24 protein-coding genes are annotated in these 22,238 nt (G+C 65.5%); 9 read left to right on the top strand and 15 right to left on the bottom strand.

Annotated elements, in window-relative coordinates; translation table 11 throughout:
• Positions 1-11: 11 nt before the first annotated feature.
• From CH256_RS20460 to CH256_RS20475, 4 genes are read right to left on the bottom strand one after another with little or no spacing between them, the layout of a single operon-like run.
• On the bottom strand, positions 12-830 hold the full coding sequence (locus CH256_RS20460; protein ID WP_094670459.1) for a glycosyltransferase family 2 protein: 819 nt from the start codon (positions 828-830) through the stop codon (positions 12-14).
• Positions 827-1,834 (bottom strand): glycosyltransferase, encoded by a 1,008-nt coding sequence (locus CH256_RS20465; protein WP_094670460.1) that lies wholly within the window; start codon positions 1,832-1,834, stop codon positions 827-829. The genes CH256_RS20460 and CH256_RS20465 overlap by 4 nt, the downstream gene beginning before the upstream one ends.
• Complete coding sequence (locus CH256_RS20470; RefSeq protein WP_068050332.1) at positions 1,831-2,940, bottom strand: glycosyltransferase; 1,110 nt, start codon at positions 2,938-2,940, stop codon at positions 1,831-1,833. The genes CH256_RS20465 and CH256_RS20470 overlap by 4 nt, the downstream gene beginning before the upstream one ends.
• Entirely contained in the window at positions 2,937-4,022 is a 1,086-nt protein-coding gene (locus tag CH256_RS20475) for a hypothetical protein (RefSeq protein WP_094639044.1), read from the bottom strand. Before CH256_RS20475 ends, CH256_RS20470 begins: the two co-directional genes overlap by 4 nt.
• Positions 4,023-4,190: 168 nt before the next feature.
• Here CH256_RS20475 and CH256_RS20480 point away from each other — a divergent pair, with 168 nt between their 5' ends.
• The 4 genes from CH256_RS20480 (at position 4,191) to CH256_RS20495 (ending at position 8,589) form a co-directional block, all read left to right on the top strand.
• Positions 4,191-5,117 (top strand): WcbI family polysaccharide biosynthesis putative acetyltransferase, encoded by a 927-nt coding sequence (locus tag CH256_RS20480; protein ID WP_068050328.1) that lies wholly within the window; start codon positions 4,191-4,193, stop codon positions 5,115-5,117.
• Entirely contained in the window at positions 5,114-7,435 is a 2,322-nt protein-coding gene (locus CH256_RS28685) for a glycosyltransferase (RefSeq protein WP_256989499.1), read from the top strand. The genes CH256_RS20480 and CH256_RS28685 overlap by 4 nt, the downstream gene beginning before the upstream one ends.
• 85 nt (positions 7,436-7,520) lie before the next feature.
• Positions 7,521-7,754 carry a hypothetical protein gene (locus tag CH256_RS20490; protein WP_231893824.1) on the top strand — a complete coding sequence of 78 codons (234 nt, stop codon included), beginning with the start codon at positions 7,521-7,523 and terminating at the stop codon, positions 7,752-7,754.
• 10 nt (positions 7,755-7,764) lie between these two features.
• Positions 7,765-8,589, top strand: coding sequence for a CDP-alcohol phosphatidyltransferase family protein (locus CH256_RS20495; protein ID WP_082898784.1), 825 nt, complete (start codon positions 7,765-7,767; stop codon positions 8,587-8,589).
• Here CH256_RS20495 and CH256_RS20500 read toward each other — a convergent pair.
• Both CH256_RS20500 and CH256_RS20505 read right to left on the bottom strand, forming a co-directional pair.
• Complete coding sequence (locus tag CH256_RS20500; protein ID WP_094670461.1) at positions 8,537-9,373, bottom strand: YihY/virulence factor BrkB family protein; 837 nt, start codon at positions 9,371-9,373, stop codon at positions 8,537-8,539. The genes CH256_RS20495 and CH256_RS20500 overlap by 53 nt on opposite strands.
• 39 nt (positions 9,374-9,412) lie before the next feature.
• Complete coding sequence (locus CH256_RS20505; RefSeq protein WP_094639042.1) at positions 9,413-9,805, bottom strand: OsmC family protein; 393 nt, start codon at positions 9,803-9,805, stop codon at positions 9,413-9,415.
• A gap of 213 nt (positions 9,806-10,018) precedes the next feature.
• Between CH256_RS20505 and CH256_RS20510 the strand changes: the two genes are divergently transcribed.
• Complete coding sequence (locus CH256_RS20510; RefSeq protein WP_068050324.1) at positions 10,019-10,972, top strand: hypothetical protein; 954 nt, start codon at positions 10,019-10,021, stop codon at positions 10,970-10,972.
• An 80-nt stretch (positions 10,973-11,052) separates the two neighbouring features.
• On the opposite strand, the gene CH256_RS20515 is transcribed toward CH256_RS20510, so the two are convergent.
• Positions 11,053-12,234 (bottom strand): zinc-dependent alcohol dehydrogenase, encoded by a 1,182-nt coding sequence (locus CH256_RS20515; RefSeq protein WP_094670462.1) that lies wholly within the window; start codon positions 12,232-12,234, stop codon positions 11,053-11,055.
• Between the two features lie 124 nt (positions 12,235-12,358).
• On the opposite strand from CH256_RS20515, the gene CH256_RS20520 reads away from it, so the two are divergent.
• On the top strand, positions 12,359-13,366 hold the full coding sequence (locus tag CH256_RS20520; RefSeq protein ID WP_094670463.1) for an iron-containing redox enzyme family protein: 1,008 nt from the start codon (positions 12,359-12,361) through the stop codon (positions 13,364-13,366).
• Here the strand turns inward: CH256_RS20520 and CH256_RS20525 are convergent.
• Positions 13,348-13,575: a CDGSH iron-sulfur domain-containing protein gene (locus tag CH256_RS20525; RefSeq protein WP_094670464.1), complete on the bottom strand. Its 228-nt coding sequence runs from the start codon at positions 13,573-13,575 to the stop codon at positions 13,348-13,350. The genes CH256_RS20520 and CH256_RS20525 overlap by 19 nt on opposite strands.
• The gene (locus CH256_RS20530) at positions 13,559-14,245 is read right to left on the bottom strand and encodes a HemK2/MTQ2 family protein methyltransferase (protein ID WP_068050316.1); all 687 of its coding nucleotides are present in this window, start codon (positions 14,243-14,245) and stop codon (positions 13,559-13,561) included. The genes CH256_RS20525 and CH256_RS20530 overlap by 17 nt, the downstream gene beginning before the upstream one ends.
• Positions 14,246-14,448: 203 nt before the next feature.
• Here CH256_RS20530 and CH256_RS20535 point away from each other — a divergent pair, with 203 nt between their 5' ends.
• Positions 14,449-14,871 (top strand): hypothetical protein, encoded by a 423-nt coding sequence (locus CH256_RS20535; protein WP_141215281.1) that lies wholly within the window; start codon positions 14,449-14,451, stop codon positions 14,869-14,871.
• Between the two features lie 49 nt (positions 14,872-14,920).
• Complete coding sequence (locus tag CH256_RS20540; RefSeq protein ID WP_094670465.1) at positions 14,921-16,120, top strand: NAD(P)/FAD-dependent oxidoreductase; 1,200 nt, start codon at positions 14,921-14,923, stop codon at positions 16,118-16,120.
• Here the strand turns inward: CH256_RS20540 and glsA are convergent.
• Positions 16,076-17,323: a glutaminase A gene (gene glsA / locus CH256_RS20545; RefSeq protein ID WP_094648553.1), complete on the bottom strand. Its 1,248-nt coding sequence runs from the start codon at positions 17,321-17,323 to the stop codon at positions 16,076-16,078. The genes CH256_RS20540 and glsA overlap by 45 nt on opposite strands.
• A gap of 114 nt (positions 17,324-17,437) precedes the next feature.
• On the opposite strand from glsA, the gene CH256_RS20550 reads away from it, so the two are divergent.
• A complete protein-coding gene (locus CH256_RS20550; RefSeq protein WP_179272162.1) occupies positions 17,438-18,436 on the top strand; it encodes a fumarylacetoacetate hydrolase family protein in 999 nt (332 codons plus the stop codon).
• Positions 18,437-18,438: 2 nt separating this feature from the next.
• Here the strand turns inward: CH256_RS20550 and CH256_RS28690 are convergent, their stop codons facing one another.
• The 5 genes from CH256_RS28690 to CH256_RS27780 form a co-directional block, all read right to left on the bottom strand.
• Positions 18,439-18,573 (bottom strand): hypothetical protein, encoded by a 135-nt coding sequence (locus CH256_RS28690; protein WP_255183086.1) that lies wholly within the window; start codon positions 18,571-18,573, stop codon positions 18,439-18,441.
• Between the two features lie 151 nt (positions 18,574-18,724).
• The gene (gene katG / locus CH256_RS20560; RefSeq protein ID WP_255183102.1) at positions 18,725-20,905 is read right to left on the bottom strand and encodes a catalase/peroxidase HPI; all 2,181 of its coding nucleotides are present in this window, start codon (positions 20,903-20,905) and stop codon (positions 18,725-18,727) included.
• A 79-nt stretch (positions 20,906-20,984) separates the two neighbouring features.
• Positions 20,985-21,464 (bottom strand): Fur family transcriptional regulator, encoded by a 480-nt coding sequence (locus tag CH256_RS20565; RefSeq protein WP_068050305.1) that lies wholly within the window; start codon positions 21,462-21,464, stop codon positions 20,985-20,987.
• Positions 21,465-21,660: 196 nt separating this feature from the next.
• Positions 21,661-22,125, bottom strand: coding sequence for a MarR family transcriptional regulator (locus CH256_RS20570; protein WP_068050303.1), 465 nt, complete (start codon positions 22,123-22,125; stop codon positions 21,661-21,663).
• Between the two features lie 10 nt (positions 22,126-22,135).
• A partial coding sequence (locus CH256_RS27780; protein WP_141215328.1) for a biotin/lipoyl-containing protein occupies positions 22,136-22,238 on the bottom strand: 103 nt, incomplete at its 5' end.

A 22,238-nucleotide genomic window follows, 5' to 3' on the forward strand; every position in this document is an offset into this window, starting at 1 on the left:
ATCCGAGCGAATCAGCCGGCCGTGCGGCGGATCCCGGAGCCGTCGAACTCCACGAGTCCGCGAGCCGCGAAGGCGTCGAGCCATCCGATCATCGGCCACCGCCCCCATCGGTCGAAGAACGTGCGCGCGTTGGCGACGATGTCGTCGAGATGTTCCACCGGAGGATCGGAGACCGGATGGAACTGATGATAGGCGTGCGCCCCACCGACCCACCGCAACCCCATGCCCAACGCCTCCGCGGTGGCTGCGAAATCGGTGTCCTCACCGCCGTAGCCGGTGTAGTCCTCGCAGAAGCCGCCGAGTTCGGTCCAAGTGGTTGCCTCGACCGCGAAGGACAGCGACCAGAAGACATCGAAGTTGCCTCCGTGCTCGACGGTGTCGACCGGCGGGTTCGGCCGCGCCGGGTGCGGTGCGGTCAGCAACGTCAGAGCCTCGACCTCCGCACCCATGTCTTTTTCTTTCAGGTAGGTCACCGGACCGCAGAGCAGGGATCGGTCGTTGCCGGGCAGCGTTGCCGCACGGCGATACAGCTCGATCATGTTCGGGCCCGGAATGCAGTCAACGTCCAGGAACACCAGCAGTTCCGCGCCACGTTCGATTGCTGCGGCCGCGCCTCGATTGCGGGCGCGGGCCAGCGGCAGCGGGGTCTGCGGGGGCATGTCGATGCACGTCGCCGCCGAACCCGATCGAGCGAGCACGTCGACGATCGCATCGTCGCCCATCGAGACCACGACGTGTTCGACCTGCTCTTCCGATGCACTCAGACCGCGCACCTGAGCGGCCAGGTGCTCGTGTCGACCGGACACCACGGTGACGACGACGGCCTTCACTGTCGCGCCGTCCGAGGTGCGGCCTGCTCGATGGCCCTGGCAGCACGGACAGGTGCCCCCTCGGTACGCAACGCGGACCACCGCCGGCCACCGATCTCGAGAGCGCGATCGGCCGCAGCATGCCATCGCGCGACGGACGGCCACGAGTCGAGAACCTCCGCGAACGGGCCGCCCGCCAGCGCCGCGGCGGTGGCATGCTGCTCGTCGAAGGGTCGGGCCTGCGGCACGACGATGGCCGGCGCGCCCGAAGCGGCGACGTCGGCGACGGCGTTCTGGCCGGCGTGCGTGACGACGAGTGCCGCCGAACACAGCACCGGCCACACGTCGTCGATCCAGTCGCCGCCTGCGACGCCGAGCGCGCGGAACTCGAAGCGGGCGTCCACCGCCGACCACGAGTCCACCAGGTCTCGGGTCAGCGCAGTGCCACCGGCGGCACCCAGAACCACCACGGTCGGATCGGCGTGGGCAGTGTCTCTCTCACGTTCGGCGAACCGGCTGATCGAGCCTGCATAGGTGGTCTTCTCGGCGAAGGGACGCAGCCAGGTCGGGTCGTAGACCTCGCGCGACCACGGTGCGACGATGTGGGTCGCCGCCCGGTAGGCGAGGTTGTGGATCGGATCATCCCGCTCCCCCGGTATCGCCATCACGATCACGCGAACACCCATGAGCCGCAGGAACATCGCTACTTCCACCGATACGTCGACCACCACTGCCCGCGGTCGCTCGCGCGTCACCCACTCCGCGATGATCGCCATCCGTTCGGTCAGACCGTCCACGTCGTGGGGAGCCCAGTGCAGCACCCCTCCAGCCGAACTGTCCACCGCCGCATTGCCTTCCACGGAGTCGTCCACGTCGAGAGGAAGCGAGATCCACTCGGCCGCCGCATGCGCTGTCGGTCGAGCACGCGAGGACAACACCGTCATCGGCTCGGCCATCGACCGTGCGATGGCGTCGGAACGGGTGATGTGACCGACCCCGTGGTGGTGCGCGTAGTAGCCGATCATGCGATCGCGAGTCGGTCGTCCACCGAGTCGACCGCCGCGGCCAGAGTCGAGTGGTACAGCGCCTCGTACTCGTCCACCATCCGGCCCATCGAGCACACCTTCTCCGCCCGGGCCCGGACGTCGGACCTCCTCAGCGCTGCCGCCGCGGGGATCGCTGCGGCGAGGCCGTGTACGTCGTCGGCAGCCACCAGCACTCCCGACGAGCCGTCGACGATCTCGGGTATGCCGCCCCTGGCGAACGCGGCGACGGGAGTGCCGCAGGCCAGCGCTTCTGCGACCACCAGGCCGTACGGTTCGGACCAGACCGGCGAGACCAGCGCGACCTCGGCACCTGCCACCAACGCCGCCAGGGCGGGCTGGTCGAGGTGTCCGACGTACCGGATGTTCTCGTCGAGCATGGGTTCGACGAACTCGTGAAAGTACTCGAGATTGCTCAGCGGACCGGCGATACGCAGCGAGCGCCCCGCTTCTTTCGCAGCCGCGATGGCCAGGTGCAGCCCCTTCTCCGGGACCACTCGACCGGACCACACCACATAGTCGCCACCGGTGCCGAACGGCCAGTCCTCCAACGAGATTCCGTTGCGAATGACGACGGTTCCTGCGGTGACATCGGCCCACTGCGAGGCGGCGAACTCGCTGACAGCGGCGAACGTGTTGGCACCGGGAGGAGCCAGCGCAACCGCGGACTCCAGCCACGCGAACGGAGGCGTGTGCAGCGTCGTCACCATCGGTACCGAGAGCGTCGCCGACATCGCCAGCGGCAGGTAGTGCAGGCTGTGGTTGTGCACGATGTCGAACGACCGAGACAGCGTCCCGGCCAGTTCCAACATCACCGCCAGATAGGCGTGATGCTCACGGATCGCGGTGGGGGTGATCGCCACGTCGGCGATCGAGATCGGCGTCAGATCCAACGTTCGGACCGGCAGCATCGTTGCGTCCAGGTCGACGCTCGATCCGTCTGCAGCGAACAGACTCACCTGATGTCCACGCTCGGTGAGCGCGCGCACCAGGTTGTAGACGTGCGCCTCCAGACCGCCTGCGAAGGGTTGCGCCACCGGAAAACTCGACGACGCCAACACCGCGATGCGAAGTGGCTTCTCGTTCAACGCATCTCCTTTGTCACTGCTGAATAGATCGCGGCATGAGTTGCTGCGATTCGCTGTCGTTGCTCCGCGCGAACGCCCGAATCGAGCGCAGGCGTCCGATCGGCGTGCGCTGCTCGCACGGCAGCAACGAGGGTGTCGGGATCGAACGAATCGATTCCCATCCGGAAACTGTGCACCCGGGCCTGATCTGCGTAGAAGCCGCAGTCCGACGCGACCACGGTGGTGCCGAGATCGCGGCAGGCCTCTAGCCAGCCCGAGTGTGTTCCGAAGCGATAGGGCAACACCGAGACATCGATCGACGACAGATAGTCCCACAGCGCGTCGTCGTCGAAACGTTCGTGCACACGCACGTCGACATCGGGGAAGCTTGTGTAGTCCAGCAACTTTGCGCCGACCGTCGGGCTGTACCAATGGCTGGAGGACTCGAACACGTCCTCGTCGATGTCCAACCGGACAGTGGCGTCGGGTAGCGATCGTGCGGCCTCGACCACGGCATCCATCACAGCCAACGGGTCCATGTTGGACCGCAGGTTCTTGGCATGGACGCCGATGACGAACGAGTCCGACTCCGGGCGCGGCAGTGTCATCCGCTCCAGCGGCACGACGTGTGGATGGTCCACCACTGTTGCCTCGACACCCCACCGATCGTGAATCCAGGCAGCGGCTCCCGCGGTGAGGGTGATGACGGCGGCGGCAGCGGGAACCAGTACGTCCAACTGTCGCAGGTGATCGGCACTGTCCGCGAAATGGGGATTGTGCAGGTCGTGAACCGTCAGAACCAATGGCTGCCGGTGGGCGCGCAGATGCTCGACGGTGCGGGTGAGTTCGTCGGACGTGAAGGACTCGAACCCGAAATGCACGTGCAGCACATCGAAGTGCACGTCGGTCTGCTCGGCGAGCCACCGAGCATCGAGCAGTCGTGGGGGCCACCACTGGCCGGGTACGTCGACTCTCGCCGGGGCAGGATCGGGCAGCACGATCACCGCCGAGTCGACGGACATCTCGTTCGGGGCAGCGCCGACGACGGGCTGCAGGTGTCGGACATAGGCGTGCGAGGACGGAACCGATGCAACGCGAATCATGAATTCCTTCGGGTACAGGCAGGTGGATCGTGCCTGGTCCCGACACGCGATACGTAGCCTGTACCCAATTGCACCCGGGTTCAATCGGGGTTGGCGAAGCCCGTCCGCCGGGTCTACGTTGACGAGAGAATGGTCCAACAAGAACGATCACACGACGTCGGGGCAAGCATGGACGGTCGCACCCGCCATTACGGCGAATTCTACGGACTGGCGGACGACGCCGAGAAGGACGGACCGCTCCTGCTCGTCTGGGGAAACTGCCAGGCCGAGGCGCTGCGCATCCTCCTCGGTTCCGACCCGGCCATGCCGCTGCGGACGGTACGCATCCCTCCCGTACACGAGCTGGAAGCCTCGGACCTGCCCCACGTCGACCGCCTCGTGCGCCAGGCGTCGGTGCTGCTCACCCAGCCGGTTCGAGCCGGCTATCGGTCGCTGCCACTGGGGGTGCCCGATCTCGCCGACGCGCTCGCACCCGACGCCACAGTGGTCCGGTGGCCGGTATTGAGATACGCGGGGCTGCACCCCTTCCAGGTCATCGTTCGACACCCGAGCGACCCCGCTGCCGTCCCGAACATGGTGCCGTACCACGACTTACGGACGATTCTGGCCGCCCGTCGCGGCCTGGGCGGCGACGAGGACTGGGATCGATCGGTCTCGGGCGACGGCCTGCGACAGGCAGCCGAGGCGAGCCTCGACGAGTTGCGCCGACGCGAACGCCGGGACACCGACATCGTTGCCTCCGATCTGTTCGCAGATGCCGGGATCGACGCCACCCACACGATCAACCATGCGACCAACGTGGTGCTCGGCGCTCTCGCCCAGCGCATACTCGATCAGTTGGGGACCGGCAGCACGGTGCGGGATCCGGGACGCGAGTTGCTCGGCGGCGTTCGCGCGCCCGTCGAGGGACGAGTGCTGAATGCTCTGGGTCTGCAGGGTGATTCGCGGCCGAACTGGTCGGTGGACGGCGCTGCCGTGTCGCCGGATTCCGTTCATCGCGCTCACCTGCAGTGGTACGCGGATCGTCCCGAATTCGTCGATGCCGCGCTCGAACGCCACGCCGAACTGATCCGAACCCTGGAGCTGGCACCGTGACCGGGACGGTACTTCATCTCGTCATGGGGCCCGACGAGCACGGTGTCGTCCGCTGTGCGCACGAATTGGCCTCCGCCACAGCGAGTCCGGTGATATCGGATCTCGAACAGCTACCCCTCGACAGTGCGGTCCACGTGCACTTCACCGACCGGTTGTTCGGCCGCACTGCACAGGCGGCAGCGGATGCTTTCGTCGCCTTCGCCCAGAGGCACCGCGCACCGATCACCGTCACGATGCACGATGTCCCGCAGGCGTCCGACGGCCACGCGTTCGAGGCGCGGAAGAAGTGCTATCGGCGGGTGGCCGATTGCGCCGCTGCCGTAATCGTCTCCAGCATGCACGAGCGGCTACTGCTCGACGAAGTCCTGGACGGTGGAGACGACGTTCGGGTGATCCCGCTTCCGATCGGACGCGCGGAGCCACGGACCGAAGACCGCGTCGCCCCGCGACAAGTCGTCGGCGTACTCGGATTCGTCTACCCGGGCAAAGGGCACGAGGAGGTGCTCGATGCCATGACGTCGCTGGACACCGACGTCGACGTTCTCTCGATCGGGTCCGCATCACCGGGCCACGAATCCATGATCGACGAACTCGGCCGTGCTGCAGAGCAACTCGGCCGATCGTTCACCTCGACCGGTTTCGTTCCCGATGCAGAGCTGAACGAGATCCTGCGGTCGATCGCGATTCCCGTCGCGTTCCACCGACACGTGTCGGCATCGGGTTCGATCAATTCCTGGATCGCGGCCGGCCGTCGACCACTCGTCCCGCGCGGTCGGTACGCGGAGGAAATGGAGACCAACTCCCCCGGGGCGCTGTGGATTCACGAGAATTCGGTCGAAGGTCTCGCGTCTGCGATGGCGGAGGCTCTGCGCCATCCCGACAGGACCTGGCAGAACCGCGACGTGGTCACCTACCCCACCCTCGAGCAAGCAGCCGTGCTGTACCGCGCACTGTTCGACGAACAGTGTTCACCAACGGCAGACCAGCTACCCGACGGCCGATGGGTGGTTCCGGGCAATCGGTGGGATCTCGCCGAGCCGGTCGATCGGGATCCGCGAGTGTCCGTGGTGATCCCGTACTTTCGCCAGCAGCGTCAGCTGGAGTTCGTACTGACCGCGCTGACACTGCAGAGCTACCCGGCCTCGCTGCTCCAGGTGATCGTGGCCGACGACGGGTCCCCCGAAGCACCGGACGTCGACGGCTTCCGGACGGCCCTGGACATCACCGTCGTTCGACAGGACGATCTCGGCTTTCGCGCGGCGGCAGTACGCAATCTCGGCGCGTCGGTGGCCGACGGGGAGATTCTGTGTTTTCTGGACGCCGATACCGTCCCCGAACCCGGCTACATCGCGGAATCGGTACGGCTGACAGGGGCGGTTCCCGATGCTCTAGCCGTGGGTCGGCGACGCCATGCCGATCTGACGGGCTGGTCCGCCGAGGACGTGGCCGGGTGGTTCGGCGGCGAATTTTCCGGACCGCCGGAGTTGTCGGAGCCGGGGTGGCTTCGGGACGGGTATTTCCGCTCGCGAAACCTGCTCGATGCCGATCGACGTTCGTACCGGTACATCATCAGCGCCGTCATGTCGTGCAGCCGTCGGCTGTTCTCGGAGATCGGTGGATTCGACGAGACCTTCGTCGGTTACGGCGGAGAGGACTGGGAGTTCGCGCATCGCGCCTACGACGCCGGTGCCGTCCTGGCGCACCTGCCTCGAGCGGTCGCCTGGCACGACGGACCCGAATGGGCCGAGCGGACGGGTGGGGATCGCGAACGCAAGAATCTCGAAGCGCTGATGCTGTCCTCGCGCATCACCGACCCTGCGGCTCGCACTCACGGCCTCGTCTACGCCGTGCCCGAGATCGTCGTGGTCGTCGAGTGCGCCGGACACAGCTCTGCCTCGCTGCTCGCCACGGTCGGTTCCGTTCTGCGCGAGCGAGATTGCGCGGTGTGGCTGGACGGTTCGGACGCGGCGTCGTTGCGAGAGCAGTGGGGCGACGTGGACCCACGGGTCCATCTGGGTCGGCCCGGCGACACCGGCCGCAGCCACATGGTCGTACACGTCCGCGGACTCGTACTGTTCGGTGAGCACGCTCTGCGCCGAATGCTGGCAACCGGTGCCGATCACATGACCGTGGACGTGGGCGGCTCCGGTGTTGTCGAGTGTCGCAGTTCGCGGTCGAATGCGCGCGCGGCGCGGTGGGCCGATGAGCTCGGTCGTGATCGGCTCGATGCGGCCGAAGGCCTCTTCGGGCACATGCACCGCACGGCCGTCGAATTCGGGATCTCGACCGGTGAACATCAACCGAATCTGTCCTGGTGAAGGGAAATACGGTGCGGCGGCCACTGATGGAAGAATGGATGTCCGCGCTCGTCGGGGACGACGTAACAGCAAGGTCGGGTGAACAATGAACAGAACGCTGTATTCGATGCTCTGGATGATGGCGATCATCGCCCTCATCGCATTGATCTGGGGCACAGTCGGTTACGTGTACGCCGACGAACATCCTCTGCGCCGTGCGGCGTTCGTCGGTGGCGGAGTGTTGATCTCGGGCTGGCTGATCGTGCTCGCTGCCGTGGGCATCAAGATCTCGCGACTGAAAGCGCGGCGGAGAGCGAGCAACTCCGACGACGACCGATAGTCCGGCTGCGGTGCGGATTGAGAACGCCGCGGGCGGGTACTCCGCATCGAAGTCTCGACGCGCAATCGCCGGTCAACTGCTCGTCGAGTTCCTCTCAGTCAGTGCCGAGCAAGGGTTCTCGATGGTCAATCAGCGCAGTACGTCGAAGCAGCAGGGTGTGCCGGTACGTCCGGCGACTCGCGAGGAGTATCTGTCGACGTGGTCGACGCTGCACAACGGCATCGATCCTTCTGCTTCCGGGTTGGTCTCGGGTTGGCTTCGCGTCGTCTATGCGCTGAGCGCACCGTTGGTTCGCGCGTCCGTATCCGCCCACGCGGTCACCCTGACCGCCGTCGTGGTGGCAGGAGCGGCAGTGGCCCTGTCGCGCCCCGGCACCTCGGCACCACTGATCGCGGCTGTGCTGATCGTGATCTCCGGCCTGCTCGACGGTATCGACGGTGGGGTCGCGATGATCGGTCGCTCCCAAACTCAGTGGGGGTACCTGCTCGATACCGTCGCCGATCGCTGCAGCGACCTGCTGCTCCTGGCGAGCGGTCTTGCGCTCGGAGCACCGATGCCGCTCGTTCTCGCGGTCGGTGTGACGACGATGCTGCACGAGATGGCCCGTGCCCGCGCGGTCGGTTCCGGCATCGAGGATGTCGGCTTTCTGACGGTGTGGGAGCGCCCCTCGCGGGTGATCGCGGCTGCGGTCACGGCGACGGTCGCCGGTGCCGCTCCGGCCGCCGCCGGATCATCGGCGACGATCGGAATGTCGGTGACGTGTGCGCTCGCAGTCGTCGGGTTCATGCAGTTGATGTTCGGGCTGCATCGACGGGCCGATCGAACTCGGCGGTGACCAGCCAGCCGGCCAGAGCCAGTACATGGAACACGAACATCCACAACATCATTGCCACTCCACCGCCGATCGCGGTGAGGCCTCCGAACGGCGCACCCAGGTCCACCGGTATCGCCAGGAACAAGATGAATCCGTGGACGAACCCGGTGACGATGGACGAGGTGACGAGTGATCCGACGATCAACGCCCGCCAGCCCACCGCACGTGGCGCAATCACGCGATAGGTCCATGCCAAGGGGACGGACAGGATCACCCACAGGCAGTTGAAGCCGAGGAACACGCGCGCCGCCATGGCACCGATTCCGCCGCCGCCGGTCGTTGCTTCGAGCAACCGCGCTACGCAGAGGACGCCTGCCAGCAAGACAGGCGCTGCGGCGAAGAACGGCACCATCGCCAGCCGACCCCGCCAACCGGTGAACGATTCTCGGATCGGAGCGAACCGCACGATCGCCCGGCGCAGGCCCTCCCCGTAGAACGTGGCGGGAAAGATGGCGATCAGGACGCCGATCGGGCCGAGTTCGATTCCTGCAGTGGCCAGTCCGTCCACGGCCGCACGAGCACCCAGGGCGTCGGGCAACAACGTCGACATGGCGTCGAAGCCCCCGCGCACCCAGTCGGCCGACACCAGCAGAGCGCAGGCGCGGATGGTGAGGAGCAACAGCGGCACCACGGCGATGACGGCGTAGAAGGTCAGGCCGCCCGCGATCAAGGTGGTGTCCTCGCGGGCGAACCCGGCTTTGATCGCCCCGACCCCCCGCGCTGCCCTGGTGCGTATCGAGGTCATCTCGTGCGGGCACCGAAGTACAGGGCGACCGTCGACGGGTCATTCAAGGGTGACCTCCACTCCGTCGATGACCTTGAGGAACGGGCAGATCGAGGTCGCCTGCGCCAACACTGCTTCGGCGTCGTCGGTACCGGGAAGAGATACCGCGAGTGCGAACGTCGCGTCGTAGCCGGATGCGTCGGAGTCGGTGAGCACCACGGTGCCCTTCACTGCAAGCTCGTCGACGCTGCCCCCGACGGTTCCGAGCGCGATACGCAGAGATTCGACCAGGCAGCTCGACAATGCGGCGGCCATCAGCTGTTCCGGGTTGGTGTGCTCCCCCGGCCCCCCGAGTTGCTTCGGTTCGCGCACACCGAGGGACAGCACCCCGTCGTCGGAGGTGACTCCCGTCGCGGTGGCAGAGACAGTTGCTGTGTACAGCTCGGTGTTCATCGATGTCGGATGTCCAGTCGGCAGCCGATCGAAACCGTCAGGTTCCGCACCTGCGGGACGAGGCCGACGGGTACGTGTCGCTGTTCACATATCGGACACATCAGTTTGGTCGAACCTACCGACGGGTAATGCTGCAGTCAGGGCCGAGCATCACGCTGTGACCCACAGGCATCGGCCAGAGAAAATCGACCACCCGACCGAAAGGGGAGCACCATGAGCACATCGACGTTGATCGCCCAGTTGCGTGTCGCACTGCAGCTGACGAACACCGAAATCCAGATCGCCGAAACTCGCGTCGTTCAGGCGCGCACCGAGGCGGTACGCCGGGAGTTGACCCAGAACGCCGCGAACGGTCGCGACCGCGCCGCAGCCATCGAGGAAGCCCTTCGCGGACTCGGCGGACTGCCCGATCTCGTGTCGCCGTTCCTGGGACGCACGCTCGCCGCAGTCAAGGCAGTGGCCGAGCAAGCACAGCCGTTCGACGAAGCCCTGCTGGGCGATCTCGCCCTCGAGCAGCAGCTGCTGGGCCGCGCCAAGTACATCAAGGCTCTGGCCACCGCAGCGAACGAGCCCACCGTCGTCGCTCTGGCGACTCGGCTGGCCACGGCGCACAGCGCCACGGTGGAATGGCTCGAGACCGTCCTCGCGGAAGATGCACTGGGCGGACCCGCAGCATTGCGTCGCACCCCGTTCCAGGCCGCCGCAGGCACCGCGGTCAAGATCGTCAACGCGCCCGCAACCTGGTCGGCTCGCGGTCTCGATCGCGCACTGGACGCAGCTCGCGCTACCCCGGACCGCCTCGCCGGACTTCTGGGCCGCGGCGCTCACGCCGGTGACGTGGCAGTCAAGACGCTGACGGCAAGTCGCGATGCAGCACTCGAAGCAGCCGAGGACGTCACCCGTAGCGAGGGCGTCGATACCGTCGCCGACGCAATCCACACCGCGCGGTCGGCCAGCGGAACCCTCGACGCCGACGAGCTGCCGATCGCGGATTACGACGACCTGAACGTCTCGGACGCCGTCGCCGCCATCAAGGACCTCACCAACCCGACCGACGTTCGCACCGTCGTGACGTACGAAGAGGCACACAAGAACCGCCACGGAGTCGTGTCCGCAGGACAGACGCGCGTGGCAGCAATCGCCAAGGACGTCATCTCCATCGACTGACGAAGATGGATCGATCCTTCTGCGAATACCGATGCGGCCCGTGAACTTCCGGGCCGCATCGCTGTATTCGAAGGACGTCTCTAGGGCTTCAACAGCACCTTGATGGCACCGTCCTGCTTCTTCTGGAAGATGTCGTACGCATGCGGAGCCTCCTCGAGCGAAAGCTCGTGTGTGGCAAACGAGTCGACGCCGAGAGGATCGTCGTCACCGAGCAACGGCATGATGTCGTCGACCCATCTCTTGACGTTCGCCTGCCCCATCCGGAGCTGAATCTGCTTGTCGAACATGGTCATCAGCGGTAGCGGATCGGCCATGCCGCCGTACACCCCGATGATCGAGATGGTTCCGCCGCGGCGGACGATGTCGATTGCCGAGTACAGCGCGCCGAGTCGATCGACACCGGCCTTCTGCATCATCGGCGCGGCAACGGCGTCCGGAAGCATTCCGACGATCTGCTGTGCGAGTTTGCCGACCGGCGATCCGTGCGCCTCCATACCCACCGCATCGATGACCGAGTCCGTGCCCCGGCCGTCGGTCATCTCGCGGATGACGTCGCCGACGCCACGGCTGTGCTCGGCCAGGTTCACCGTCTCGATTCCCCGTGCCGCGGCGCGGGCGAGTCGCTCGGGTACGAGGTCGACGGCGATCACTCGCGCGCCCTTGTGCTGTGCGATGCGCGCTGCCATGTCTCCGATGGGCCCGAGACCGAGGATCGTCACCGATCCCCCGTCTGGAATTGCCGCGTATTCGACGGACTGCCATGCGGTCGGCAACACGTCGGAGAGGTAGACGAATCGCGAATCCGGCGGTCCCTCCGGAACTTTGATGTGAGTGAACTGCGCCTGCGGGACGCGGAGGTACTCGGCCTGACCGCCGGGAACTTGCCCGTAGAGCTTGGAGAAGCCGAACAGTGCTGCACCCGTTCCCTGATCGCGGACCTGCGTGGTCTCGCACTGGGTGTAGAGGCTCGAATCGCACATGTAGCAGTGCCCGCAGGAGATCTGGAACGGGATGACCACTCGGTCTCCGACTGCCAGATCGCCGGTCTGCGTACCGACTTCCTCGACGATGCCCATCGGCTCGTGGCCGAGGATGTCACCTTCGTCCATGAAGGCACCGAGTGTTTCGTACAGATGCAGGTCGGAACCGCAGATGTTTGTCGTCGTGATCTTCACGATCGCGTCCGTCGGCAGTTCTATCCGCGGGTCGGGAACGGTGTCCACGCCGACTTTCCTCTTGCCTTGCCAGGTCACTGCGCGCATGTGGTCCTTCCGATGGAACGACCTCGAAGTTCGATGTCGTGCAGTGCGCATTGCCTGTTGTGACAGGTCACAAACACAGAGGTCGTGAGTGGTCGGTACCGAGCGTCAGCGGGTAGCCACCACTATGACCGCGTTGTTCTCAGTCGATCCGTCCACCGCCCGCTGCCCTGCGCTGCCCACTCCCTGTGGGCCGATCTCCGATGCCATCACTCGGTGCCTGGCTGCGGGTGAGCCGAACGGGACTGCGATCGTGCCGACGCCGACCGAGGTCGATGCCACGTCACGAGACGTGCAACTGTCGCTCCTGATCTGCTACGAACTGCACTACCGCGGGTTCGCGGGAGTCTCGGACGCCTGGGAATGGGATCCCGAACTCCTTCGACTGCGAGGAGCTCTCGAGTCCGCCTTCCTGGCCTACGTACGGGAGAACGTGGAACCCGGCACCGACGCGATCGCAGAGATGGACGCACTGTCCGTCGAGGCCACCTCGGGAACCGGCCCGTCCTGGTTCCTGCGCGACGAGGGGTCATGGGAGCAGATGCGCGAATACTTCGTGCACCGATCCGTCTACCACCTCAAGGAAGCCGATCCGCATGCCTGGGCCATTCCCCGCTTGACGGGTCAGACCAAGGCTTCCTACGTAGCAGTGGAATTCGACGAGTACGGCGGCGGTAAAGGCGACCGCCTGCACCAGCATCTGTGGGCCGAATCGATGGTGGCCGCCGACCTCGATGCAACGTACCTCGGCTACGTCGACCGCGTCCCGGCGCAGACACTGGCGTGGGTCAATCTCATGTCGCTCTTCGGCCTGCACCGTGGTCTGCGCGGTGCCACCGTGGGCCACCTCGCGGCAACCGAGATCACCTCGTCTCCGGGCTCACAGCGCTACGTGCAGGGACTGCAGAGGCTCGACGCCCCCGCAGCATGCATCGCGTTCTACGCCGAGCACGTCGAGGCGGACGCCGTGCACGAGCAGGTACTACGTCACGATGTGGTCGGCACGCTCCTCCGCGACGAGCCCGAATTGGAGGCAGATGTGGTGTTCGGAATGCGTGCGCTGGATTTCGTCGAGAACGAGCTCGCCGACCACGTGATGGAGCGGTGGGCTGCCGGTCAGTCCTCGCTGGACTGAGAGGGTCGCCGCTTGGCGCGGTGGCTCGTGTCGCACAGCGGATAGTTCTTGCTCCGCCGACACGTGCACACCGCGACGACGAAGCGATCCGACTCCACCCGCGTACCGTCGTCGAGTTCGATGTTCACCGGTCCGTCGATCAGAATCGGTCCGCCGCGGACGATTCTCACCGTGGTGCGCGCACCTGCCGCGTCATCGCTTGTCGCCACGAACGACCACCAACTCCTCTGTTCGGCACCCCGGAGCCAATGCTCCGCGAGCTTCCAGCCATTCTGCGCGCCGGTGCATCACAGGCCCGAAATCGATGGTCTGCCGGCCGGCTTCCGTCACCGAGAATCCGTTGTCGGAGAGCATTCTCACGGTGCGGTGGGGGCCGGAGAACTCCGAATGGACGACGAGCAGCACGCCACCCGGCGCGAGCAGGTCGGCCGAGGCGCGACACAGCGGATCGAGCACCGTCCGGCCGTCCTCGCCCGCATCCCAGGCGCGGTGCAGGCCCATCCCCGTCGGAGGAAGCTCGGACGGGACGTACGGGGGATTGCAGAGCAGTACATCGAACGGTTCGAGCTCGGCGGCCTCTGCCAGGGAACCCAACCTGACGTCCACCTCGACGCCTACCGAGCGTGCGTTCCGCTCGGCGCAGTCGACAGCGCGGGGCGAGATGTCGAATGCCACCACTTCGCGCGCGCCCAACAGTGCGGCAGTGATTGCCACGGCACCACTGCCGGTGCACATGTCCAAGACTCGCGCGCCGGGGACGATGCCCGTCGTGGCGGCGATGTCACACAGCAGAAGCGAATCCTCCTGCGGTTCGTACACTCCGGGATCGGCGTGCACGGATGTCAATGCTCGGATGGAATCGGATTCGGCTGTCGTCATCGGCGTGCCTCCCACGGTGTAGCGATCGATGTCGTATTCCCGTCGGACCCGCAGTCAAACCCGTTGCCGTTTCGAGGCTTACGAACACCCCACCCCGGGTAGTCCTGTAGAGCGTGGTTGAGGAGTAGCCCTCGGTCCCCGAATGTCGACTGTCGATTCCCCCGTGCGCCGGGCGAGGAGTTCGGCTGCTCAGGAGTGTGTTCATGATCGTCGTACCGTCCATTACGCCCCCGCTCGCCGAAGTGATTCCGTCACTGAACGCCTCGCGGAGCTTCGATACCGAGATGATGCTGTCGGTCGACGAGAGCGCGGGTGCCGACATCGTCGTCCGAGTGACCGGCACGATCGGTGACTCGGATGTCCCCCTCCTGGCCGAAACGCTCGGTGAGGCAGCCGAGCGCGGGCGAGCGTTGATACTCGACCTGTCGTCGGTGGCCGGAGCCTCGGCCGGTGTCCATTCCGTACTCGACGCCACCGCCATCCGACTAGGCCGGTGGAATCAGCAACTGTCAGTGGTACTTTCGCCGGCACTGCAGCAGTCCGGCATCGGTCTCGTACCCGATCGAGTCGAGGTACGAGGATCCACGACCGAATCCGTGCTCGCGCCGACAGCAGACACCCGGTGATCCGTTCGATGACGACGAGCGCACGCACCGAAGCGCGGCAGGTGTCTCTGTGACCACCCCCAACACGACCTACGACGTGCTCGTCGTCGGCGGCGGCAACGCGGGCATCAGCGCGGCAGCGCGACTTCTGAAGAAGGGCATCTCCGACGTGGCGGTGCTCGAACCCAAGAAAGTGCACACCTATCGCCCACTGCTCTCGTACGTGGGCTCCGGTCAGGCAGCTCTGACCGAGGCCGAGCGCACCCAACGTTCGGTGATCCCGACCGGATGCGTCTGGCTGGAGGACTCGGCGACAGCGATCGACCCGGTGAATCGTCTGGTGCGCTGCGCGTCGGGCACCGAGTACGGCTACCGGGATCTCGTGCTCGGACAGGGGCTCGTCGTCGACACCGACGCGCTGCCCGGAGTGTGGGCCGCGCTCCGATCCCCCACCGTCACCAGCAATTACCTCGACCGAGCCGAACGCACCTGGCAGTTGGTACGCGATCTGCCCGCCCACAGCAGCGCGGTGTTCACCGTGCCGCGGCCACCGGTCGGGTGCACCGGCACCACCCTCAAGCCGCTGTTCCTCGCGGCAGACCATTGGACCCGCACCGGCCGCATGCCGGGAATGGACATCACGCTGGTGGTGGATCGACACCGCCTACTGGGTGTGCCGCAACTCGACAGCATCGTGATCGCACGACTACGCGAGCTCGGCGTGCGCATTCTGACCCGCACTGCGGTGACGGCACTGCACCCGGAGAGCGGACACATCATCGTCACGGACCACGACGGCATCGATGAGCGGCTCGGCTACGACATGCTGCACCTCGTACCGCCGTTCCGCGGTCCGAAGTGGCTGGAGGAATCGAATCTGACCGGGTCCGCCTCGCACGGTGTCGTCGACATCGACGGACGAACTCTGCGCCACCGGATCCATCCGGAGATCTGGGCCGCAGGTGACGGCGCAGCCATCGACACCGATTCCTCGGGTGGCGCACTGCGCAAACAGATTTCGATTCTCGTCGACAACGTGATCGCAGCGCGCAGCGGCACTCCGTTGTCGGAGTACGACGGCTACACCGTGGCCCCCATCCCGGTCGACGCACACCGCCTGATCGCTGCCGAGTTCGATCGCACCGGAACCCTGACGCCGTCGTTGCCGTCGTTCGTAGACCCGCTGAAACCCCGGCGCTCCGCCTGGGCGTTCGACCGTTACGGCCTACCGCTGTCCTACTGGAACATGATTCTCGCCGGCCGACTCTGACCGATCGGGCGAGCCCATGAACCCGTCGGGGTCGTGGACGATGACCCGGTGACCGTCGTCCTCCAGGGCGCGAAACGCATCATGCAGGAGCCGTCGAGCCGTGCCGTCGATTGCCCGCACCTCACTGAAATCGACTGTCGTACTGTCATTTTCGCCGAAACCGTGGACCATTCGGGCGATGATCGCCTCGGCACCCGCGAACCGAAGATCACCCTGCAGCTCCACTGTGGTCATACCCTCCGCCTCGGTCACGCTGCGGATGGCCGATTCGCCGCTGGGTGCCACATGCATCATGTGCAGACCCAGATCGCGCGAGAGCCTCTCGAACACCGCCACCCCACGGACGCTGTTGCCGTGCTCGTTCAGCCTCGGAGACAGCACGGCAATCCCCACCTGACCGGGCAACACACCGATGATCGCCCCGGCAACCCCGCTCTTGGCCGGAATACCCACGGACGCAAGCCAGCTGCCGCTGCCGTCGTACATTCCACAGGTGGCCATGACCGCCAACACGTGTCGATCGATCGCCGGGTCGACCACCTGTTCGCCCGTGCCGGGATCCTTCCCACCGTTCGCCAACACCGCGGCGATCCGGGCCAGATCGTTGCAGGTCACGGTCACCGCGCACTGACGTGCATAACCGTCGACGACATCGGCGGGCTCGGCTCCGAGATGGCCGACCGACTTCAACAGGTGCGCGATCGCGGTGTTCCGGTCGTCGGATTCGAGTTCTGCCTCGTACACCTGACGGTCGACGGAGAGTCCGCGGCCGGCCATTCGGCTCAGAAGGTCCGTCAATCGCCCTGCCCGCTCTTCGCTTCCGTCGCCTCGAATCATCGAATGCACCGCCAGCGCACCGGCATTGATCAACGGGTTCCGCGGTCTTCCGGTCTCCGCTTCGAGGGATATCTCGTTGAACGAGTCTCCCGACGGCTCGACGTCGACGGCCTCGAGCAGCGCCTCGATACCGTTGTCCTCGATGGCGAGCGCGTACGCGACCGCTTTGGCGATCGATTGGATCGAGAATTCGGTGTCGGTGTCGCCCGCTCCGTGCAGCGATCCCCCGACGGTGGCGAGGGCGACCGCGAACGTGTCGGGATCCGCCGAGGCCACTACCGGGTTGCCCTCGGTCACCGTCCCTCCGTCGAACTGTCTGCAGTCCTCCAACACGGAGGCGAGGTATTCGGGAACAGGCGATCTCATGTGTCCACGCTAGTCCTCGGCGAACAGGTCTTGACATCACGGCCGTACTGCCGCTTACACTCCTGGTTCCTCAACCGTTGTAGGGCCCCCTCCCACAAAGATCGGATTCCTGACGTGCGATTGCGACGCCTGATCGCTGCCGACTCGACAGATCGTCTGGCCGTGTACGCACCCGAGTCGGGATCGTGGGTCGACCTCGATACCGCGGTGTCGACATTCGGTGCCGACGAGTCTCTCCGCCCGCTCACCCGCACCGTGCTCGGGTTTCTCGATGCCGGCGAACGGGTGCGCGACGCGGCCTCTGCCGTGGTGCAGCGCGCCGTGTCCGAGGGAGTCGCGGTGATCGACCGGCCGGCACCGACACTTCCGGTGATCCCGGCGTCTCTTCGCTGCTTCCTCGGCTGGGAGGCTCACTGGGATCTGGCCGCGCACAACCTGGTTCGCCGCAACCTGCCGAAAGCTCTCCCGTTCATCCGCGGGTTCGAAGCCGTCACTCGATCGACGTTTCCGGCGCTCCGTCCGGGGCCGGGGTTCGACGACCATCCGGTCTACTACACCGGCAACCACCTCACCGTCGTAGCCGACGAAGCTCCGGTCGAATGGCCGTCCTACAGCCGGGCACTGGATTTCGAGCTCGAGTTCGGAGCCGTGGTGACCAGGCCCGTCCGCGACGTATCCGAGCGGCAGGCCACTGCTGCGATCGGTGGGTACGTGGTGTTCGACGACATCAGCGCCCGCGACACCCAGTGGGAGGAGCAGCGTCGCACCCCGTTCGGTCCGGTGGTCAAGACCAAGACATTCGCCAGCTCCATGGGAGCCGACATCGTGACCGCCGACGAGATCACGCCGTATCTGGATTCGTTGACGGCCACCGTCACCGTCAACGAGGAACTGTGGTCGACGACCGGCACCGCCGGTATGCGGTACTCGGTCGGCGAATCTCTCGCATACGCCAGCCGCGGCGAAAACGTCCATCCCGGTGAACTGTTGACGTCCGGCACGCTTCCACGTGGATGTGGCCTGGAACTCGACCGCTGGATCGCCCCGGGCGATCGCGTCGAACTGAGTATTCAACGGATCGGATCGGTCACCAACACGATCGGGACTCGCTGAACTCAGCGCTCGGTATCGGACTTGTCGGTGGAGGCATCCTGGAACATCTCCAGGAACGATCCGAAGCCGGATGCTCCCTTGCGTGGTTCGTCCATGTTGTGGTCGACGGCTCCCGCCGCCCCCTCGTCGTGTGTCATGTCTTGTAGCTTGCCGCTCGCAAATTTCAGCGAATCAGGGACCGAGGACACGAATCGGCAACGAAAGATAACGGACCGATAACGACGAACTCGAAGCTATGGATGGATCAAGCACGGTTTCCATCCATAACTTCGAGTTCGGTGGAGAGAGTTAAGCCAGCTCGAAGCGATCGAGCATCATGACCTTGTCCCAGGCAGCGACGAAGTCCGCGACGAACTTGTCCTTGGCGTCGTCGCAGGCGTAAACCTCTGCGAGAGCGCGCAATTCGGAGTTCGATCCGAACACCAGGTCGTTGCGAGTTCCGGTCCACTTCTTCTCACCGGTCGCCGCATCCTTGGCTTCGTAGATGCCTTCCTCCGCGGCCGGGACCCATTCGGTGCCCATGTCGAGGAGATTGACGAAGAAGTCGTTGGTGAGCGTTCCTACCTTGTCGGTCAGGACGCCGTGCGACGACTTTCCGAAGTTGGCTCCGAGCACACGCAGTCCGCCGACGAGCACGGTCATCTCGGGTGCACTGAGCGACAACAGGTTCGCCCGATCGACGAGGGAGTACTCGGCCGGAAGCTTCTGACCCTTGCCGAGGAAGTTGCGGAATCCATCGGCCTTCGGCTCGAGATCGGAGAACGAATCGACGTCCGTCTGCTCCTGCGTCGCGTCCATGCGGCCCGGCGTGAACGGCACGCTGACACCCGACGCCTGCTCGAGTGCTGCGACGCCACCGAGAACGACGAGGTCGGCGAACGACACCGTTCCGGAGAACGACTGCTGGATTCCCTCGAGCACACGAATGACCTGTGCGAGCTCGTCGGGCTCGTTGACCTCCCAGCCTGCCTGCGGCTGCAGGCGCAGACGGCCACCGTTGGCACCGCCGCGCTTGTCGCTGACTCGGAACGACGACGCCGCGGCCCAGGCAGCCGAAATGAGCTGCTGCTGAGTCAGTTCGGAGTCGAGGATCGTCTTCTTGAGCTCGGCGATCTGCGCCTCACCGATCAGTTCGTGATCGACGGCCGGGATCGGGTCCTGCCAGAGCAGAGTCTCGGACGGAACCTCGGGGCCGAGGTAGCGGGTGACGGGTCCCATGTCGCGGTGGGTGAGCTTGAACCACGCCTTCTGGAATTCTTCGGCGAGCTCCTCGGGATGGTCGAGCCAGCGACGGGTGATCTGCTCGTAGATCGGGTCGACGCGCATCGCGATGTCGGACGTGAGCATCGACGGGTGGCGACGCTTGGAGGGATCGGCGGGGTCGGGAACGAGATCCGCGCCCTCGCCGTTCTTCGGGCGCCACTGGTGCGCACCTGCGGGGCTCTTGTAGAGCTCCCACTCGAATCCGTACAGCGTCTCGAGGAAGCTGTTGTCCCACTGGGTGGGCGTCGGGGTCCAGATGACTTCGAGACCACTGGTGATCGCATCCGCGCCGACGCCACTCTGGTAGCTGTTCTTCCAGCCCAGACCCATCTGCTCGATGGGTGCACCCTCGGGCTCGGCACCGATGTGCTCGTCGGGATCCGCCGCACCGTGCGTCTTGCCGAACGTGTGCCCACCGACGGCGAGTGCCGCGGTCTCGATGTCGTTCATGGCCATCCGGCCGAAGGTCTCGCGGATGTCCAGTGCGGACTGCACCGGATCCGGGTTGCCGTTGGGGCCTTCGGGGTTGACGTAGATCAGGCCCATCTGCACTGCGGCCAAGGGGTTTTCGAGACTGGTGCGGTCACCGTTGTAGCGCTCGTCGCCCAGCCAGGTCTGCTCGGGGCCCCAGTAGACGTCCTCGTCCGGCTCCCAGGCGTCGACGCGACCGCCGGCGAAGCCGTAGGTCGGCAGACCCATGGACTCGATGGCCACGTTGCCGGTGAGCACGATCAGGTCGGCCCACGAGAGCTTGCGACCGTACTTCTGCTTGACCGGCCAGATCAGACGACGAGCCTTGTCCAGGCTGGCGTTGTCCGGCCAGCTGTTCAGTGGGGCGAAGCGCTGCATGCCCGCTCCGGCTCCACCGCGTCCGTCCTGCTTGCGGTACGTGCCTGCGGCGTGCCACGCCATGCGAATGAAGAAGGGGCCGTAGTGACCGAAGTCGGCAGGCCACCAGGGCTGCGAGTTGGTCATGAGGGCTTCGATGTCGCGCTTGACCTCGGCGAGGTCGAGGGAGTTGAACTCGGCGGCGTAGTCGAAATCTGCACCCATCGGGTCGCCGACGGCCGGGTTCTTCTTGAGAATCTTGAGGTTCAGAGCCTTGGGCCACCACTCGCGGTTGCCGCCACCCTCGACGGGCATCGGCATCGAGTCGTGCATGACCGGACACTTGCCACCCGACTCCTGTGGCTGATCCTCGTTCATCTCTTTTTCGCGTGTTGTGTGATCTTGTGACACGTGCTTCCTTCCGAAGTGTGACGATCGGGCTGTGATCGAGGTCGATTCACGAACTCTGCTGTGTTCGAGAACCGGGAGGGAACGAAACAGGAGCTGTCGACTGCCCTCGAGCAGCCGAACACTGTGCGCAGAAGCCCCAGTAGATGACTTCCGCCTCGTCGATCGTGAAACCGACGGAGTCCGATGCGGTGAGACACGGCGTTTCGCCCACCGCGCAGTCCACGTCGGCGATGACACCGCAGGAGCGGCACACCGCGTGGTGATGGTTGTCGCCGACACGAGATTCGTACCGAGCAGGAGATCCTGCCGGTTCGATTCGCCGTACCAGGCGCGCCGCGGTCAACGCATTGAGCACGTCGTACACGGTTTGCCGCGACACCTCGGGCAGCACCGATCGCACGAGCCCGAGGATCGTGTCGGTGTCTGCATGAGGATTGGATCCGACGACCTCGAGCACCGCGACCCGAGGACGGGTCACGCGCATGTCGGCGGTGCGTAACAGCTCCGCGTACGGTGAGATCGGCATCACAGCAATACTATCCTCCGCTTTTCTGGACAAAGTCAAGTATGCAGACGAATTCGCCGAATGTCGACCGCAACGACGCTCGACGCGTCACCTCGGAGCCGACACGACTCCCACTGTTCGTTTTTCGGTCACTCCCCCGTGGCCTCGAACCCGATCTCAGGCCGGGTCGGAGACAGCCGCACCTGTGCGGCCTCGATCAGCGCCTGCCGTTCCACTGCTTCTCGATGCCGCGCAACACCTCGAGCGTCCGAGCAGAATCGGCATCGACAGCCATCCTCGACCGGGCGCGCTCGAGCGCACGCTCGGCCCGCGTCACCGCACGGTGCCCCGAGTCGGTGGCCTCGACCATGTACTGCTGCCGATTTCGCGGATTGACGCTCCGCGCCAGCAGCCCCGCCTCGACCAGACTTGCCGTCGTGGCGGTGATACTCGTCCTGTGCCGCACCAACTCCCGCGACAGCGCACTGTAGGACATCGGCCCTCGTCTGCACACCAGTTCCAGTACCTCGTACCTCGCCCAGCTGAGCCCCTGCGCATCCAATGCCTCGGCCAGACGAACTCGCGCGGCCGACGCCATGCGCAGCACCGTGGACACGATTTCGAGCTCGGTCGAATGCACCGGAGAGCTACCACCGTCGAACGATTCAGCGAGGGCAGTCATCGAACACCCCCTACTTGATCTCTGCGAGGACGGTGCCTTGGGTGATGGCGTCGCCTGCGGTGACGGTCAGGCCGGTGATGGTGCCTGCTTTGTGGGCGTTGACGGGGTTTTCC

Source organism: Rhodococcus sp. 05-2254-6 (genome assembly GCF_002258565.1).
Lineage (GTDB): Bacteria > Actinomycetota > Actinomycetes > Mycobacteriales > Mycobacteriaceae > Rhodococcoides.

Coding starts and splice junctions, on each gene's coding strand:
- CH256_RS20510 (WP_068050324.1), top strand. CDS start 10,019: ATGAGCACATCGACGTTGATCGCCCAGTTGCGTGTCGCACTGCAGCTG.
- CH256_RS20465 (WP_094670460.1), bottom strand. CDS start 1,834: ATGATCGGCTACTACGCGCACCACCACGGGGTCGGTCACATCACCCGT.
- CH256_RS20515 (WP_094670462.1), bottom strand. CDS start 12,234: ATGCGCGCAGTGACCTGGCAAGGCAAGAGGAAAGTCGGCGTGGACACC.
- CH256_RS20535 (WP_141215281.1), top strand. CDS start 14,449: ATGATCGTCGTACCGTCCATTACGCCCCCGCTCGCCGAAGTGATTCCG.
- CH256_RS20530 (WP_068050316.1), bottom strand. CDS start 14,245: ATGACGACAGCCGAATCCGATTCCATCCGAGCATTGACATCCGTGCAC.
- CH256_RS20505 (WP_094639042.1), bottom strand. CDS start 9,805: ATGAACACCGAGCTGTACACAGCAACTGTCTCTGCCACCGCGACGGGA.
- CH256_RS28690 (WP_255183086.1), bottom strand. CDS start 18,573: ATGACACACGACGAGGGGGCGGCGGGAGCCGTCGACCACAACATGGAC.
- glsA (WP_094648553.1), bottom strand. CDS start 17,323: ATGAGATCGCCTGTTCCCGAATACCTCGCCTCCGTGTTGGAGGACTGC.
- CH256_RS20480 (WP_068050328.1), top strand. CDS start 4,191: ATGGACGGTCGCACCCGCCATTACGGCGAATTCTACGGACTGGCGGAC.
- CH256_RS20490 (WP_231893824.1), top strand. CDS start 7,521: ATGAACAGAACGCTGTATTCGATGCTCTGGATGATGGCGATCATCGCC.
- CH256_RS20570 (WP_068050303.1), bottom strand. CDS start 22,125: ATGACTGCCCTCGCTGAATCGTTCGACGGTGGTAGCTCTCCGGTGCAT.
- CH256_RS20475 (WP_094639044.1), bottom strand. CDS start 4,022: ATGATTCGCGTTGCATCGGTTCCGTCCTCGCACGCCTATGTCCGACAC.
- katG (WP_255183102.1), bottom strand. CDS start 20,905: ATGAACGAGGATCAGCCACAGGAGTCGGGTGGCAAGTGTCCGGTCATG.
- CH256_RS20520 (WP_094670463.1), top strand. CDS start 12,359: ATGACCGCGTTGTTCTCAGTCGATCCGTCCACCGCCCGCTGCCCTGCG.
- CH256_RS20500 (WP_094670461.1), bottom strand. CDS start 9,373: ATGACCTCGATACGCACCAGGGCAGCGCGGGGGGTCGGGGCGATCAAA.
- CH256_RS20565 (WP_068050305.1), bottom strand. CDS start 21,464: ATGCCGATCTCACCGTACGCGGAGCTGTTACGCACCGCCGACATGCGC.